17 protein-coding genes are annotated in these 16,394 nt (G+C 57.7%); 14 read left to right on the forward strand and 3 right to left on the reverse strand.

What is annotated here, in order from left to right:
• The 5 genes from AC2FNU_RS19270 to AC2FNU_RS19290 all read left to right on the forward strand — a co-directional run.
• On the forward strand, positions 1 to 480 hold a 480-nt coding region (locus AC2FNU_RS19270), incomplete at its 5' end, for a zinc-binding dehydrogenase (RefSeq protein ID WP_496791661.1).
• Positions 477 to 1,055, forward strand: a complete 579-nt coding sequence (locus AC2FNU_RS19275; protein WP_496791662.1) for a dimethylsulfonioproprionate lyase family protein — start codon at positions 477 to 479, stop codon at positions 1,053 to 1,055. The genes AC2FNU_RS19270 and AC2FNU_RS19275, both read left to right, overlap by 4 nt.
• Positions 1,052 to 2,158, forward strand: a complete 1,107-nt coding sequence (locus tag AC2FNU_RS19280; protein ID WP_496791663.1) for a mandelate racemase/muconate lactonizing enzyme family protein — start codon at positions 1,052 to 1,054, stop codon at positions 2,156 to 2,158. Before AC2FNU_RS19275 ends, AC2FNU_RS19280 begins: the two co-directional genes overlap by 4 nt.
• Complete coding sequence (locus tag AC2FNU_RS19285; protein ID WP_496791664.1) at positions 2,155 to 3,261, forward strand: mandelate racemase/muconate lactonizing enzyme family protein; 1,107 nt, start codon at positions 2,155 to 2,157, stop codon at positions 3,259 to 3,261. Before AC2FNU_RS19280 ends, AC2FNU_RS19285 begins: the two co-directional genes overlap by 4 nt.
• Positions 3,262 to 3,301: 40 nt before the next feature.
• Positions 3,302 to 4,573 carry an aspartate aminotransferase family protein gene (locus AC2FNU_RS19290; protein WP_496791665.1) on the forward strand — a complete coding sequence of 424 codons (1,272 nt, stop codon included), beginning with the start codon at positions 3,302 to 3,304 and terminating at the stop codon, positions 4,571 to 4,573.
• 218 nt (positions 4,574 to 4,791) lie between these two features.
• On the opposite strand, the gene hemC is transcribed toward AC2FNU_RS19290, so the two are convergent.
• Complete coding sequence (gene hemC / locus AC2FNU_RS19295) at positions 4,792 to 5,757, reverse strand: hydroxymethylbilane synthase (protein WP_496791666.1); 966 nt, start codon at positions 5,755 to 5,757, stop codon at positions 4,792 to 4,794.
• A 106-nt stretch (positions 5,758 to 5,863) separates the two neighbouring features.
• Here hemC and hemE point away from each other — a divergent pair, with 106 nt between their 5' ends.
• Complete coding sequence (hemE, locus tag AC2FNU_RS19300) at positions 5,864 to 6,898, forward strand: uroporphyrinogen decarboxylase (RefSeq protein WP_496791667.1); 1,035 nt, start codon at positions 5,864 to 5,866, stop codon at positions 6,896 to 6,898.
• Positions 6,899 to 6,979: 81 nt separating this feature from the next.
• On the opposite strand, the gene AC2FNU_RS19305 is transcribed toward hemE, so the two are convergent.
• Complete coding sequence (locus AC2FNU_RS19305; protein ID WP_496791668.1) at positions 6,980 to 8,068, reverse strand: CaiB/BaiF CoA transferase family protein; 1,089 nt, start codon at positions 8,066 to 8,068, stop codon at positions 6,980 to 6,982.
• A gap of 170 nt (positions 8,069 to 8,238) precedes the next feature.
• Here AC2FNU_RS19305 and AC2FNU_RS19310 point away from each other — a divergent pair, with 170 nt between their 5' ends.
• The 7 genes from AC2FNU_RS19310 (at position 8,239) to uvrC (ending at position 14,922) form a co-directional block, all read left to right on the forward strand.
• Positions 8,239 to 9,168 carry an ABC transporter ATP-binding protein gene (locus AC2FNU_RS19310; RefSeq protein WP_496791669.1) on the forward strand — a complete coding sequence of 310 codons (930 nt, stop codon included), beginning with the start codon at positions 8,239 to 8,241 and terminating at the stop codon, positions 9,166 to 9,168.
• Entirely contained in the window at positions 9,165 to 9,926 is a 762-nt protein-coding gene (locus AC2FNU_RS19315) for an ABC transporter permease (protein ID WP_496791670.1), read from the forward strand. The genes AC2FNU_RS19310 and AC2FNU_RS19315 overlap by 4 nt, the downstream gene beginning before the upstream one ends.
• 113 nt (positions 9,927 to 10,039) lie before the next feature.
• Entirely contained in the window at positions 10,040 to 10,837 is a 798-nt protein-coding gene (locus AC2FNU_RS19320) for a S49 family peptidase (RefSeq protein WP_496791671.1), read from the forward strand.
• Positions 10,818 to 11,009, forward strand: coding sequence for a hypothetical protein (locus tag AC2FNU_RS19325; RefSeq protein ID WP_253282532.1), 192 nt, complete (start codon positions 10,818 to 10,820; stop codon positions 11,007 to 11,009). The genes AC2FNU_RS19320 and AC2FNU_RS19325 overlap by 20 nt, the downstream gene beginning before the upstream one ends.
• On the forward strand, positions 11,009 to 11,968 hold the full coding sequence (locus AC2FNU_RS19330; protein ID WP_496791676.1) for a calcium/sodium antiporter: 960 nt from the start codon (positions 11,009 to 11,011) through the stop codon (positions 11,966 to 11,968). Before AC2FNU_RS19325 ends, AC2FNU_RS19330 begins: the two co-directional genes overlap by 1 nt.
• 21 nt (positions 11,969 to 11,989) lie before the next feature.
• On the forward strand, positions 11,990 to 12,769 hold the full coding sequence (locus AC2FNU_RS19335) for an SDR family oxidoreductase (protein ID WP_496791672.1): 780 nt from the start codon (positions 11,990 to 11,992) through the stop codon (positions 12,767 to 12,769).
• 290 nt (positions 12,770 to 13,059) lie between these two features.
• On the forward strand, positions 13,060 to 14,922 hold the full coding sequence (gene uvrC / locus AC2FNU_RS19340; RefSeq protein ID WP_496791673.1) for an excinuclease ABC subunit UvrC: 1,863 nt from the start codon (positions 13,060 to 13,062) through the stop codon (positions 14,920 to 14,922).
• Here uvrC and AC2FNU_RS19345 read toward each other — a convergent pair.
• Entirely contained in the window at positions 14,919 to 15,803 is an 885-nt protein-coding gene (locus AC2FNU_RS19345) for a DMT family transporter (RefSeq protein ID WP_496791674.1), read from the reverse strand. The two genes, uvrC and AC2FNU_RS19345, sit on opposite strands and share 4 nt — an antisense overlap.
• 173 nt (positions 15,804 to 15,976) lie before the next feature.
• Between AC2FNU_RS19345 and pgsA the strand changes: the two genes are divergently transcribed.
• A partial coding sequence (gene pgsA, locus AC2FNU_RS19350) for a CDP-diacylglycerol--glycerol-3-phosphate 3-phosphatidyltransferase (RefSeq protein WP_496791675.1) occupies positions 15,977 to 16,394 on the forward strand: 418 nt, incomplete at its 3' end.

Here is a 16,394-nt window from a genome sequence, read left to right on the forward strand (position 1 = left end):
GTTGGCGGTGCCCTTGTCCAGCTGGCGAAACGACGTGGCGCGCGTGTCATCGCGATGGCCTCCGAGGCCAAACACGCAGATGTTGCCGAGCTGGGTCCGGATGTCATTCTACCGCGCGCACCAAAGAGCCTGCGCGATGCCATAGGCGACGAAAAGATCACAGTGGTCGCGGATGTGGTTGGCGGGTCGTATTGGCCAAACCTGATCGACATTCTGGAGCGTGGCGGTCGCTATACCTGTTCAGGCGCAATCGCCGGACCGATGGTCGAGTTTGATCTGCGCACCTTCTATCTGCGCGATCTGACTTTTACGGGCTCGACCGTGATTGATCCGCAGGTGATGCGAAACCTTGTCGGCTACATTGAAGCAGGGGAAATCAAGCCCGCCTTGGCCGCCACATACCCTTTGGAGGAATTGCGTGAGGCGCAAGCCGCGTTCATTGCCAAACAGCACACCGGCAACATCGTGGTGATACCATGACGCTTGAAGACGTTTTAGCGGCGGCGCGGCAGCTGCATCAGGCACATCCTGAGCTGTCGGCCTTTGGCGCTTGGCCATCTGATCTGTCGGCCGCTGCGACAGAACCAGTTCACATCCCAGCGGCAGATCTGGTGCAGGGTTTCGCTTTGCGGGGGAGCGAACTGACTCAACCGCTCATCGACGCCGTCAAAGCAACCACCCATCTGGCCCATTGGAAACAGACCTACACCGAGGAAGAGGTTGGGGCGGATTTTCTCAACCGTTACGGCTATTATGAGCTGTTTGGTCCGACCGGCCATTTCCACTCGGCGCAATTGCGCGGCTACATCGGGTATTGGGGGGCTGGCCTGAACTATGACTGGCACAGCCATCAGGCAGAAGAGATCTATTTGACGCTGGCGGGTGGTGCCCTGTTCAAGGTCGAAGGGGACGAGACTTTTGTTGGCCCCAACCAGACACGGCTGCATTCCAGTTGGCAAAGCCATGCCATGATCACAACCGATCAACCGATCCTGACCTTTGTGCTGTGGCGTGGCGACGGGATGGGCGATTTACCAAGGATGGATGCAAAATGAAAATCACTCGAATTCGGGTTTTTCAGACCGGGTTGCCTTACGTCGGCGGTGCCTATGTCTGGGGGGCAGGGAACGCTATCGAAACGGCCATTGCATCGGTTGTGGTCATCGATACTGACGCCGGACTGCGAGGGTGTGGCGAATTCTCTCCCTGCGGGGAAAACTACATGATCGCCCATTCCGAAGGCGTACCGGCACTGGCGCGGCTTATTGCGCCGAAGCTGCTGGGTGAGGATCCCCGACAGGTGGCGCGGATCGAACAGTTGATGGATCATCTTGTGCAAGGCCACGGCTATGCCAAAGCACCGTTCGATGCGGCGTGCTGGGATATTCTGGGCAAGGCGTGTGATCAACCGGTCTGGATGCTGTTGGGCGGCAAGCTGACGGACGGTGCGCCGATGTATCGGGTCGCGCCGCAGAAAGCGGTGGATGAGACTGTGGCAGAAATGGATGCCTATCGCGATCAGGGCTACCGCCAGTTTCAGGTCAAGGTCGGAGGCGACTGGGCCACCGATATTGACCGCATCCGCACCACGGTGCCTCTGTTGCAATCGGGTGAGAAGGCGATGGCCGATGCCAATCAGGGATGGCGCGTCGACAATGCAATCCGAGTGGCGCGTGCGACACGAGATCTGGATTTCATCCTTGAACAACCCTGCCGCACCTATGAGGAATGCCAACAGGTGCGCCGCGTGGCCGAGCAACCGATGAAACTGGATGAGTGTGTAACAGGCATCCACATGGCGCAGCGGATTGTTGCGGATCGCGGGGCCGAGATCTGCTGTCTGAAGATCTCGAACCTGGGTGGCATCAGCAAAGCGCGGCGTGTGCGGGACTATCTGGTCGATAACCGAATCCCGGTGGTCAGCGAAGACACATGGGGGGGCGAGATCACGACGTCAGTGGTGGCACATTTTGCGGCCTCGACTCCGCCTGAATACCTGCAAAACACAACGGATCTGATGAACTACAACACCCGATCAACCGGCATCGGTGGTCCGACGGCAAAGGACGGCAGGCTTTATGCAACCGACACGCCGGGTTTGGGCGTGACACCTGACTTTGAAAGCCTCGGTGCGCCGGTGGCGGAGTACACACTATGAAGATCAAGTCCATAACCGTTTATCACGTGGACCTGCCGTTAGAGCATCCCTATTGGCTGTCTGGCGGGCGGCTGAAATTCGAAACGCTTGATGCGACGATTGTGAAAATCGAAACCGACGCCGGACTGGTTGGCTGGGGTGAGGGTACCCCATGGGGGCACACCTATGTTCCTGCCCACGGACCAGGCATTCGCGCCGGTATCCAGACGGTGGCCCCGTTCATTCTGGGCCTTGATCCGCGCAAGGTTTTGGATGTGGAGCGCGCGATGGATCTGGCCTTGCCCGGGCATCTTTACGCCAAAAGCCCGATCGACATGGCCTGTTGGGACATTGCCGGTCAGGCAGCGGGCCTGCCCATTGCTGATCTGATGGGGGGCGGATCGCGCACGCCGCGCCCGATTGCTTCGTCGGTGGGTGCAAAAACTGTCGAAGAGACCCGAGAGGTAATGGAGCGTTACCGCAGCCGCGGCTACATCGCGCATTCGGTAAAGATCGGCGGGAACGTCGAACGTGACATCGCGCGTGTCCGCGATGTGGAAAGCATTCGGCGGCCGGGTGAGATTGTCCTCTATGATGTAAATCGCGGTTGGACGCGGCAACAGGCCCTGCGGGTGATGAGCGCGTGCGAAGACCTGAACGTTATGTTCGAACAGCCGGGCGAGACGTTGGACGATATTGCGGCGATCTCGGGGTTGCATGCTTCACCGGTGTCCGTAGATGAAACTCTGGTGACTTTGCAGGATGCCGCCCGGATTGCCCGCGAGGGTATTGCCGAGATATTCGGGATCAAACTGAACCGCGTCGGTGGTTTGACCAAGGCAGCGCGGATGCGGGACATCGCGTTGGCCCATGGTATCGATATGTTCGTAATGGCAACCGGTGGCACGGTTCTGGCCGATACCGAGGCACTGCATTTGGCGGCCACGATCCCGGATGACAATTGCCATGCGGTATGGGCCTGTCAGGACATGATCACCGTCGACATAGCGGGCGGGCGTGGGCCGCGCAATATTGACGGCCACCTGCACTTGCCTGAAACTCCGGGGCTGGGTGTGCACCCTGATGAAAACACGCTGGGAGATCCTGAAGCCGTGTACAAATAGGACTCGCACCGACGTTCTGAGATGACGGAGACCACGTGACATGTTGAAGATCAACACTCAATCCGAATGGATCGACCGCGCAAGGGCTGTATTGCCCGCTGGCGGGTTCGGCAATTTCGACCCGGGCATTGTCATCGCCAGGGGCGAAGGCAGTCGTGTCTGGGACGAAGACGGCAACGAATATGTCGACTATTTGATCGGCTCGGGCCCTATGCTGCTCGGGCATGGCCACCCTGAGGTGATGGAGGCGGTGCTGGAACAGCTTCCGCACGGCATGACTTTCTTTGCCAATAACAGCAAGGGGATCGAACTGGCCGAAGCGATTGTCCAAGCCGTTCCCTGCTGCGAACAAGTGCGTTTTGTTGCATCAGGTGGCGAAGCTGACATGTATGCCATCCGACTGGCGCGCGCCTTTACCGGGCGCGACAAGATCCTCAAGTTCGAGGGCGGATACCACGGTATGAGTGCCGAAGCGCAGATGAGTTTGGCCCCCAACCGTCGGGTCAATTTCCCTCAGGCGGTGCCCGACAGTGCCGGGATCCCAGACAGCGTTGCCGAGCAGATGCTGATCGCGCCGTTTAACGACCTTGAGGCCGTTGCGGCCCTGTTGGATGAACATGACGATGTGGCGGCGATCATGGTCGAGCCGTTGCAGCGGATCATTCCGCCCCTGCCCGGATTCCTGCAAGGGCTGAGAGATTTGTGCGACAAACACGATGTGTTGCTGATCTTCGATGAGATCGTCACCGGGTTTCGCCTTGCCTATGGCGGGGCGCAGGAGCGCTATGGCGTAACCCCTGATATCTGCACGTTGGGAAAGATCACGGGTGGCGGGTTTCCTTTGGCCGCTTTGGGCGCGAGTGCCGAAATCATGAAGCACTTCGACAAATCGAAAGTCGGCGAAGAAGGCTGGCTGATGCAATTGGGCACTTTGTCAGGCAATCCTGTCGCTTCGGCCGCAGGATTGAAGACAATGGAGATCCTGCGCCGTGACGGGGCTTATGACCGTCTGCGCAGCATCGGTCGACACCTGCAAGACATGCAGACTGAGGCGTTGAACGAAGCGGGCATTCCGCATCGGATTTGCGGGGATGAAACCTTGTTCGACATCTACTTCACCGAAGGTGAGTGCCGGGATTACCGAAGCGCCCGCCATGACGATCCAGCACGTTACACAACTTATGGCGCTGCATTGCAGGCGAACGGCGTGTTTAAAGCCCCGGGCAAGCTGTACCCGTCTCTGGCGGTAACCGACGTTGATCTGGACCAGACCCGAGAGGCCGTGCGTCACGCGGTTGCCGCAATTTCCTGAATGTTGCTTTAGCAAAAAACGGGTCGCTGTTGGTTACAACTGCGACCCGCCACCTTTGGAAGTCGGGGGCCAGCCTCGCCCCCTCGAATACTAACTAAATCACCGCAATCTGAAAACTTTTCGATACTTTCGAGACTGACCCGACTTCCTGGTTGTTATGTCACCTTAATGCCTGAAGAAATCACCTTCTACAGTGACCCAGTTCACATTAGGCGAATTTATTTTGATTTTTTCCAATCGAATAAATCCGGGCCTGCTTGCGCAAGCAGTTCTGAGGCCATCGCGCGGGCCATTTCCGGCCCGTCTTCTACGGGGGCTGTCATATCCCGGTTGGCGGTTTCAGTTCCGTCTGGCCGCAGAACCTCACCACGCAGCCTGAGAGTGCCGCCATCAAGCTCGGCCAAACCCGCGATGGGTGTTTCACACGACCCATCCAGTGCATCCAGCAACGTGCGTTCGGCTGCCAGCCGTCGGCCGGTTTCTGCGTGGTGTATCGCCTCAAGCATTTCTGCCGCACGCATGTCGTCGCCGCGCCGTTCAATGCCGATGGTGCCTTGTGCAATGGCGGGCAGCATATCGTCGGGCGAAATCGCGCTGGCCGGGACATCATCCATACCCAGACGACGAATACCGGCCATGGCCAAAAAGGTGCAATCTGCCACGCCGTCTTCCAGCTTTTTCAGTCGTGTCTGCACGTTTCCGCGAAATTCGACAACCTTCAGATCAGGGCGACGGCTCAGCAATTGAGCACGGCGACGCAGCGAGGATGTGCCCACAACAGCCCCCTCGGGCAGATCGTGGATAGAACCCAGGCGCGGAGAGATAAACGCATCCCTTACGTCTTCACGTGGCAGGAATGTATCCAGCACCAAACCGTCGGGCTGTGCGACTGGCATGTCTTTAGTCGAATGCACGGCGATGTCGATTTCAGCACGCAGCATTGCCTCTTCGATTTCTTTGGTGAACAGGCCCTTATTGCCGATCTCTTTCAGCGGTCGATCGGCTTCGATCATGGCGCGATTGTCCCCGGTGGTTTTAATCACCACGATCTCGAACGCATCCTCGGGCAGGTCGAAGGCATCACTCAGGCGTTGGCGTGTTTCATGGGCCTGCGCCAGTGCAAGCGGAGAACCACGGGTGCCAATTCTGAGGGGCGATGCGGGTGTGGGCAGATTTATTGTCATGCTCACAGCTTTAGTCGCGTCACATTGCCCTGACAATGGGGGCTAAGCTTGACAAATTGCCGCCGAAGGACGACCCGTTGCCAAAAGCGGATGACTGGGGGCGAAAATGGCCGAGACGAAGAAACTGCTACGGGCGCTTGCGGGTGAGGTGCAAGACGTGCCGCCGATCTGGATGATGCGCCAAGCTGGCCGGTACTTGCCCGAATATCGTGCCACTCGCGCCCAGGCCGGAGATTTTCTGTCTTTGTGCTATAACCCTGAACTGGCCTCCGAAGTCACGTTGCAGCCCATCCGTCGTTACGGGTTTGATGCCGCGATTCTGTTTGCCGATATCCTGTTGGTGCCGCAGGCTCTGGGCGCGGATCTGTGGTTCGTGACAGGTGAAGGCCCGCGCCTGTCGACCATCACGCAGCAGTCCGAATTTGACGTTTTAAAGCCGGTTGACGCGATTCATGAAACACTGTGGCCCGTTTATGAAACGGTACGGATTTTGTCGCGGGAGTTACCGCCGGAGACCACTCTGATCGGGTTTGCTGGCGCCCCCTGGACGGTCGCCACGTATATGATCGCCGGACGCGGCACACCGGATCAGGGCCCTGCGCACGCGTTGCGTGAAGGAAACACTGCGCTGTTTGAGGCCCTGTTGGATCGCATCACCGCCGCTACGATCGAATATCTGTCTGCGCAAATCGAAGCCGGGGCCGAGGTGGTCAAGATCTTTGACAGTTGGGCAGGGTCCTTGAAAGGCGAGGCGTTCCAGAAATACGCGGTCGAACCGTGCCGGGTGATCACGCAGGCCATCAAAGAACGCCATCCGGGCATTCCCGTCATCGGCTTCCCGCGTGAGGCAGGCGATGGATATGTGGGGTTTGCCAATGCGACAGGTGTGGATTGTGTCGCGCTGGACAATTCGGTGTCGCCGGAATGGGCGGCCGAGCATGTGCAGGTAGATGGCTGTGTACAGGGCAATCTGGCCTCGTCCCATATGGTGACGGGCGGGCAGGCGCTGGTGGATGAAACACGGCGCATTGTCGAGGCGTTCTCGAAAGGGCCGCATATCTTCAACCTGGGGCATGGCATCACGCCGGATGCGGATCCCGAAAACGTGCAGCTTATGATCGACACGGTGCGCACACGGTAAGCTGATGAAAGGGGGCCAGCCCCCTTCTTGGCCTGCGGCCAATTCATCCCCCGAGGTATTTTGGGCCAGATGAAGCTCGGATCAGCGCGGAGCATCAAGCTCGGCGAGGATTTCCTTTGTGTGCTCTCCGCGTGTGGGGCTGGGGCTGGGCTGCCATTGGAGATTTGAAAATCGCGGCGCGGCTGCGGATTGCATTGTGCCGTCCACGTCTTGCCAGCTGTTGCGATGGGTGTTCATAGGGTGATCCAGCGCCTCCTGCGGGCTAAGCACCGGGGCGACGCAGGCATCCGTGCCCTGGAAAAGGGCAACCCAATGGTCGCGGGGTTTACTGGCGAAGATATCGGTAAGGCGTTGTGTCAGGTCGGGCCAGAGTGTGCGGTCATATTGGTTCTGGAATTTGGCGTCTGTGGCGAGACCGAGGATCTGCAAAAACTGAGCGTAGAATTTGGGTTCGAGGCATTGAACCGTGATGAAGCCATCATCGGCGCAGGTATAGGTGCGGCTCCAGTGCGGGCCGTCCAGAAGGCTTTCGCCGCGCGCGTCGGACAGGTTCCCCGTTTGGCGCATGGTCATCAGAAGGTTCATCATATTGGCTGAACCGTCATAGATTGCGGCGTCAACAACTGTGCCATGCCCAGTTCTTTGTGCATTGATCAGGCCAGCCAGAACACCTGCGACAAGATACATGGCACCACCGCCAATATCGCCCACCAGAGTTGCAGGTGTCTGCGGGGGTTGGTCGGGCTGAGAGGCATACCAAAGTGCCCCCGACAGGGCGATATAGTTCAGGTCGTGTCCTGCTGTGTTGGCCAACGGGCTATCCTGACCCCAGCCGGTCATGCGCCCATAGACCAGCTTTGGGTTGCGGGCCAGGCAGAGGACGGGGCCAAGGCCCAGCTTTTCCATCACACCGGGGCGAAAGCCTTCGATCAGGGCGTCGGCGGTGTCGATCAAACGCAGAGCGGTATCCAGATCATCCGGGTCCTTCAGGTCAAGCGCGATGGACCGCTTTCCGCGATCCAGAAGTGAGCGTTCTGGCATCCCGGGCGTTGCCGCACCGCCTTTGCGATGAATGGTTATCACGTCAGCGCCCAAGTCGGCCAATTGCATGGCGGCAAACGGGCCGGGGCCCAGCCCTTCGATTTCGACGACACGAATTCCTTTTAGCATCAGCACCCTCCGTTTCGGGCAGAGTTTGCGGGCCGGGATGCGGATTGCAAGGCGGATGTTTGATGGCGCAGATGGTCGTCTTTAAGACAGATGTGCAACAATCGATGTTGAATTGACCTGTTATACCCCGGTTTGGCGCGATAGGGTCCACGCCAGAACGGGGAACGGATATGACGACCATTTTATCCATCAGAGATCTTCGCAAATCTTATGCCGATGGGTTTGAGGCGCTGAAGGGCGTGTCTTTGGACATTGAAGAGGGCGAAATACTTGCTCTGTTGGGGCCAAACGGTGCCGGGAAGACAACCTTGATCTCGACCATCTGCGGTATAACGACCCCGAGTTCAGGTGAGGTCACAGTGGGTGGCCATGATATTCAGTCCGACTATCGGGCGGCACGACGGATGATCGGGCTTGTGCCGCAGGAAATTGCGCTGGAACCGTTTGAAAAGGTCTGGAACACCGTGCGTTTGTCGCGGGGGTTGTTCGGGCTTGGCAAGAACAATGCGCGGATCGAAGAGATCCTGCGCAAACTGTCCCTATGGGACAAGCGCGACAACGCGATCAAAGAGTTGTCCGGCGGCATGAAGCGCCGGGTGCTTATCGCCAAAGCATTGGCTCATGAGCCTCGTGTTCTGTTTCTGGATGAACCCACTGCCGGTGTGGATGTCGAACTGCGTAAAGACATGTGGGAAATCGTGGCCGAGCTTAAACGGGACGGGGTCACCATCATTCTGACCACCCATTACATCGAAGAGGCCGAAGCCATCGCAGATCGTGTGGGGGTTATCGACAAGGGTGAGTTGCTGTTGGTGCAGGACAAGGACGCGCTGATGGCGCAGATGGGTAAAAAGCAGATTGAGGTCATGCTGACAGAGCCCATCGCGCAAATCCCTGACAGTCTTGCGCTGCACAATCTGACCCTGAACGGTGCGGGGGATGTCTTGATTTACACCTATGACACCCACGCGGATCGGACGGGTATCACGACACTGCTGAATGACGTGTCGCAAGCCGGGTTGATCTTGCGGGACGTGCAAACACGTCAATCGAGCCTGGAAGAGATTTTCGTCAACCTTGTATCCGGAGAAATGGCATGAACTGGACTGCAATTGCCGCCATCTACCGGTTCGAAATGACCCGGTTCTTCCGCACTCTTGCGCAGAGCTTTTTCTCTCCGGTTCTGTCCACGTCGCTGTACTTTGTTGTGTTTGGCACAGCCATCGGCAGCCGCATTCAGGAGGTTGAAGGTGTCTCATACGGCGCGTTCATCGTGCCGGGGCTGATCATGCTTTCGGTTGTGATGCTGTCGATTTCGAACGCGTCTTTCGGGATATATTTCCCGAAGTTTCTGGGAACCATCTATGAGCTGTTGTCCGCGCCCGTCAATTTCATCGAGATCGTGATCGGATATGTTGGTGCCGCGGCCACAAAGGCGCTGTTTGTGGGTTTGGTGATATTGGCAACCGCCACTTTTTTTGTGGACATTCGGATTGAACATCCCTTTGCCATGGCTGCGTTTCTGATCCTGTCCTGCCTCAGCTTTTCATTGCTGGGTTTCATCATTGGGATCTGGGCCAGCAATTTTGAGCAGATGTCACTTGTGCCGCAACTTGTGGTGACGCCACTGATCTTTCTGGGAGGCACATTTTATTCGATCTCAATGCTGCCGCCGCTGTGGCAGACCATTACTTTGTTCAATCCGGTGGTTTATCTGATCTCGGGGTTCCGTTGGTCTTTTTACGGGCTGGCCGATGTGCCGATTGTCTTTAGTCTGTTGGCCATTCTCGCCTTTACAGGCATTTGTCTGGCGGTCATTGGCTGGATCTTCAAAACCGGTTGGCGCATCCGAAGCTGACTGTTCTCGGGCGTTGCATTTTTGCCCACCGAGTGTGGGAATTTGGTTCACGTCGCGTTTAAGGCCGGATGAGTCCCTTGTTTACGGGTTGGGGGCACTCTACATCGGCACCCATGAAACTCAGCCTGCCGTTTGTCAAAAAGCACCCCTGCGTGGCCGTTGTCCGCCTGTCCGGCGCCATTGGAATGGCGGGGCGTGGGGCGTTGAACGATACAACCCTGGCGCCTGTTCTGGAAAAAGCGTTTCGCAAGGGAAAACCCGCCGCCGTGGCGATTGAGCTCAACTCCCCGGGCGGGTCCCCTGTGCAAAGTTCGCTGATCGGTGCCCGGATCCGGCGTTTGTCGGATGAGCTGGACGTGCCCGTGATTGCCTTTGTCGAGGATGTTGCGGCCTCGGGCGGGTACTGGCTGGCTGCCGCAGCGGACGAGATCTGGGCCGATGATAGTTCGGTTCTGGGCTCGATCGGTGTAATCTCGGCCGGGTTTGGCGCGCATGTCTTTCTGGCGCGGCAGGGGTTTGAGCGGCGCGTGCACACGGCGGGTCAGTCGAAATCCATGCTGGACCCGTTTGCGCCGGAAAAGAAAGAGGATGTGGCCCGCCTGCAAAGTTTGCTGGGGGATATCCACGAAAACTTCATTGACCATGTCAAAGCGCGCCGCGGTGACAAGCTGGATCAAAGTGCAGATCTGTTCACCGGTGAGGTTTGGCTGGCGCGCCGCGCGCAAGAATTGGGCCTGATTGATGGCATCGCCCATCTCAAGCCGAAAATGCAGGAACGCTTTGGCGACAAGGTCAAGTTTCGCCGCTATGGCGTGCGCAAACCGATCTGGACGCGTTTTGGGGCCAGCCTCGCACAGGATGCCATTGCCGGCCTGGAGGAGCGTGCAGCATATGCGCGTTTCGGTTTGTGACGTGATCATCAAGGCCGTCACCCTTTTCCTGATTGCCATGGGCGTATTGGCAATGTTCGGTAAGCTTCGCTTTCCCGGACAAAAGAAATTGAGTTCGGCGAAATGTCCGCGCTGCGGTCGGTATCGTATCGGCAAAGGCCCCTGCGCCTGTGAAAAAGGAGGCCGGACTTGATTACCACATGGCTGTTGTCCGGTCTGGGCCTGTTGATTCTGCTGCTGGCAGGCGACGCCCTTGTGCGTGGTGCCGTGAACCTGAGTTTGCGCCTGGGCGTTCCGGCGTTGATCGTCAGCCTGACGATTGTGGCATTTGGAACGTCCGCGCCTGAGCTTTTGATTGCCATCAGCGCATTGAAAGAGAACGCCCCCGGTATCGCATTGGGCAATGTGGTCGGATCAAACACGGCGAATATTTTGCTGGTTCTGGGCCTTCCCGCGCTGCTGGCGACTTTACACACCAGTGAGTGCAACAGCCGCCGGAACTATGTTTTCATGCTGTTGGCGACGGTTCTGTTCATCGGATTGGCGTTCTTGGGAACGTTCACGTTCTTCAGCGGCCTGATCTTGCTGGCGGCGTTGGGTCTTGTCCTTCTGAACGCCTTCCGCGAGGCAAGAGCCCATCGCAAAGCCTGCGGTGAAGCCTGTGTCGACGAAGAGCTTGAGGGGCTGGAAGAAGCTGATCCTGACATGCCTTATTGGAAGGTGTCGGTGTATCTGATCCTTGGGCTGATTGGTCTGCCAATGGGCGCGCATCTTTTGGTGGATAACGCAACGATCATCGCGCGGACCTATGGGGTCAGTGAGACAGTGATCGGTCTGACCTTGATCGCGGTTGGAACGTCTTTGCCAGAATTGGCGACTACAGTTATGGCCGCGTTGCGCAGACAGGCCGACGTTGCGCTGGGTAACGTGATTGGTTCGAACATGTTCAACCTTTTGGCCATCATCGGGATCGCAACCTGGTTTGGTCGTATCCCGGTTGATCCCGAGTTCCTGCAATTCGACCTTTGGGTCATGCTGGGCGCATCGCTGCTGCTGATACCGTTTGTATTCTTCAAACAAGATATCTCGCGCATCTGGGGGTTGGTGTTGACTTTCCTTTATGTGCTTTATGTCACCGTATTGCTGGTGTGATCTTACAAAACGAGGTGAAGCATGACCCGAGCTTTAGTGACCGGTGCCGGTATTCGTCTGGGCCGGGCCATGGCGCTGTATCTGGCGGGTCGTGGGTATGACGTGGCGGTGCATTACGCCACATCAGAACAACCGGCGCAGGAAACTGTAGACAAGGTGCAGGCCCTTGGGCGGCAGGCGGTGGCTTTGCAGGCCGATCTGCTGGACGAAGCTCAGGTCCAGGCGTTGTTGCCCAAAGCGGCTGGGGCGCTGGGCGGACCGATCACCTGTCTGGTGAACAACGCTTCGATCTTTGAATATGACAATATCCATACCGCAACCCGCCAAAGCTGGGACCGCCATCTCGACAGCAATCTGCGTGCACCGTTCGTGCTGACACAGGCTATGTCTGAACAGGGGCTGGCCGCTGGCATGGACGAAAACAACGAGCCTCTGGCTGCGGGTTTGATCGTCAATATGGTCGATATGCGGGTCCGAAAGCTGACGCCCGAATTCATGTCCTACACCATCGCGAAAATGGGGCTGTGGGCCCTGACCCGAACGGCTGCTCAGGCCCTGTCACCTGACATTCGGGTCAACGCGATTGGTCCGGGTCCAACTGTTCAGGGGCATCGTCAAAGCGAACAGCATTTTCAGGCACAGCGATCGAACACGGTGCTTGAGCGGGGCTCCAACCCGTCGGACATAACCGCTGCGCTGGGGTATTTTCTGGATGCACATGCAGTCACAGGGCAATTGCTCTGCGTTGATGGGGGCCAGCATCTGGGATGGAAAACGCCTGACGTGCTGGGCGTAGAATAAGCAATTTTGCTGCAAGTTTTGCACCGCTCTCAATCCTGTTACTTGCGCGTTACAAAAATGTCTTTTTTTTCATACACTTGCTAAGTGATGGAAAAAATATCTTTTATTTACAGCTATTTACAATATTGCCCATTTTTTGTGCAAATCAAGGAAGAGGCAATGAAACAAGGGGATTTCCGATCCAGCAGAAACTTATCTTCACACTTATCCACAGAAGTCGTGGATTTGTTTCCTCTTGATTTGAGAGGCCTGAGATTGCAGCCAGTCCAAGAGAATCATATCAAAAGCCCATGACCACCCACAGCGACTCCTCTCAGACCGGTTACGCCTGTATTCAGCGTTACGTGAAAACGCTGGACAGCTCGCCCGGAGTGTATCGGATGCTGGATGCAGACAGTCGTGTTCTGTATGTGGGCAAGGCACGCAACCTGAAGGCGCGGGTGTCGAATTACACACGCCCGGGGCATTCCGGCCGGATCGAGAAGATGATCGCTTCGACCGCCTCGATGATGTTTCTGACCACCCGGACCGAGACCGAGGCGTTGCTGCTGGAGCAGAACCTGATCAAGCAGCTCAAGCCAAAGTACAACGTGCTTTTGCGCGACGATAAGAGCTTCCCCAATATTCTGGTCGCCAAGCACCACGCCTTTCCGCAGATCAAAAAGCATCGCGGGGCGAAGAAAGAAAAGGGTGCTTATTTCGGCCCTTTCGCCAGTGCCGGTGCGGTGAACCGGACATTGAACCAATTGCAAAAGGCGTTCCTTCTGCGCAACTGCTCGGATTCCATGTTTGACAGCCGAACGCGGCCCTGTTTGCTCTATCAGATCAAACGCTGCTCGGGGCCGTGCGTCGGGTTGATTTCGGAGGAGGCCTATCGCGAAAGCGTCAAGGATGCCGAACGCTTCCTTTCGGGCCGTTCCACCAAGGTGCAGGAGGATCTGGCCGAACAGATGATGGCCGCGTCCGAGGCGATGGAGTTCGAACGCGCCGCCGGCCTTCGGGATCGTATCCGGGCACTGACGCAGGTGCAGACATCTCAGGGCATCAACCCGCGCGGCGTGACCGAGGCGGATGTGATCGGCCTGTATATGGATAGCGGACAAGCGTGTGTGCAGGTGTTCTTTATCCGCGCTAACCAGAATTGGGGCAACAAGGATTTCTATCCGCGGGTCGGCCCCGATGTGTCCCCCGCTGAGGTGATGGAGGCGTTCCTTGGCCAGTTCTACGACAACAAGGAACCGCCCCGGCAATTGATCCTGTCGGACGGCATTGAAAACGCTGATCTGATGCAGGACGCCCTGACCGAGAAAGCAGGCCGCAAGGTGGAAATCCTGGTGCCGCAACGCGGTGAGAAGCAGGAACTGGTGGCGGGCGCCCTGCGAAACGCGCGCGAGTCATTGGCCCGCCGCATGTCCGAAAGCGCAACGCAGGCCAAACTGCTGCGCGGGGTGGCCGAAGCGTTTGATCTGGATGCGCCGCCTGAACGGATCGAGGTTTACGACAACTCGCACATTCAAGGCACCAACGCCGTAGGCGGAATGATCGTGGCAGGCCCCGAGGGGTTCATGAAGAACGCCTATCGCAAGTTCAACATCCGTGGCGATGACCTCACACCAGGCGATGATTTCGGCATGATGAAAGAGGTGCTGAACCGTCGCTTCACCCGGTTGCAAAAAGAAGACCCGGACCGGGACAAAGGGCTCTGGCCCGATCTGTTGCTGATTGATGGCGGTGCAGGGCAGGTAAGTGCCGTGCACGAAATCATGCAGGCCCATGGGGTCGAAGACATTCCTATGGTTGGCGTTGCCAAAGGGGTCGACCGCGATCACGGCAAGGAAGAATTCCATAGGACCGGTCAGCGCCCCTTTGCCCTGAAGCGCAACGACCCGGTGCTGTATTTCATCCAACGCTTAAGGGACGAGGCGCATAGGTTCGCCATAGGCACCCATCGCGCGAAGCGGGCAAAGGCCGTCGGGGCCACGCCGTTGGACGAAATTCCCGGCGTTGGGGCCGCGCGCAAACGTGCCTTGTTGACTCATTTCGGAAGCGCCAAGGCAGTCAGCCGCGCCAATCTTGCCGATCTGAAAGCGGTCGAGGGGATCTCGGCCGGGCTGGCGCAGAAGGTTTACGATTTCTTCCACGACAAGGGCTAGGCGCGTCGTCCACGCCACAGGATGTACAGCCCCGAAGCCACAATGAGCGCGCTGCCGATCCACATGGTTTGATCGAGGCTTTCACCGAACATGACCACGCCCAAGCCGATGCCGAATAACAAGCGGGTATAGCGGAACGGGGTCACGGCGGACACTTCGCCCGTGCGCATGGCATTCATCAGCGAGGAATAGGCCAGAACGCCCATCAGCACCGCGCCGGTCAGATGCAGACTGGTATGCAGATCAAGCGCAACCATCGGCACACCCTCCCAAAACTGATAGGCGAGCCCCGCAACGATGATGCTGAGAAATCCGTAGAACCCCAAGACCTCGGTTCCCAATGTGGCAGGTGCTGCGCGACTGGCCAGATCGCGCCCGGCAAATCCCAGCATCCCCAGCACGGCCAGTATCGACAGCAGTGAAAAGCTGTCGCCAGTGGGTTGCAGGATCACGACGACACCAAGCATACCGACAAAAATGGCGCTCCACCGCCGCCAGCCGACGGATTCCCCGAAGAACATCGCAGCACCCGCAACCACGACCAGTGGTGTGGCCTGCAGGATCACCGTGGCCGAAGACAAAGGGGTCAGCGCGATCGCCAGAACATAGAACAACCGACCAAAGACCTCGAAAAGCACCCGAACTTTCATCGGACGGGACAGGACATCGGGGTGCAGCAAGTTTTGCCTACGCGTAAAGGCCACCGCCGCAAAGATCACCGATCCACCTGCACCGAACAGCACCAGGACTTGCCAGATCGGAAGTACGGCCGAAGCCGCTTTGAGCAAAGCGTCCTCAAGCGCAAAGCCCGCCATCGCGGCGATCATCCAAAAGCTGCCGATCATGTTCGACCGGGCGTCGGTTTGAATATGCGATGTCATCTGGTGCTTTCTGATTGGACTTGCGCGGCAATCTGACGGCAAAGGTGGAAAAGGCCAAGAGGTACAACTCTGAGACGTCAGGCCTGCGGCGCTTTGACCAAGCGTTTGGGCGCGGTGCAGTTTTTTGTTTGATTGGCTTTTCTGTCCTGCGGCGTCGATATAGGGTCCAAGCCATGAAGTGGAACTTGCCCAATATTCTGACTGTCCTGCGCCTGTTGGCGGCACCCGGTCTGGCCGTCATGTTTTTGTACTTTACCCGGCCATACGCGGATTGGTTCGCTTTGATCCTGTTCCTGTCGGCGGCCATTACAGATTGGTTCGATGGGTATCTGGCGCGGGCCTGGAAGCAGGAAACCAAGATCGGTGCAATGCTGGACCCCATTGCCGATAAGGCGATGGTGGTGATCGCACTTATGATCCTTGTTGGCTATTCGCAAGACAGCTGGACCCCGTGGCTGGTGCTGCCCGCCACCGTGATCCTGTTCCGCGAGGTTTTTGTCTCGGGCCTGCGTGAATTTCTGGGCGATGTGGCGGGGACGCTGAAGGTTACGAAGCTGGCCAAGTGGAAGACCACAGCACAGATGGTCGCCA

This window comes from Ruegeria sp. BHSB064 (genome assembly GCF_059613205.1).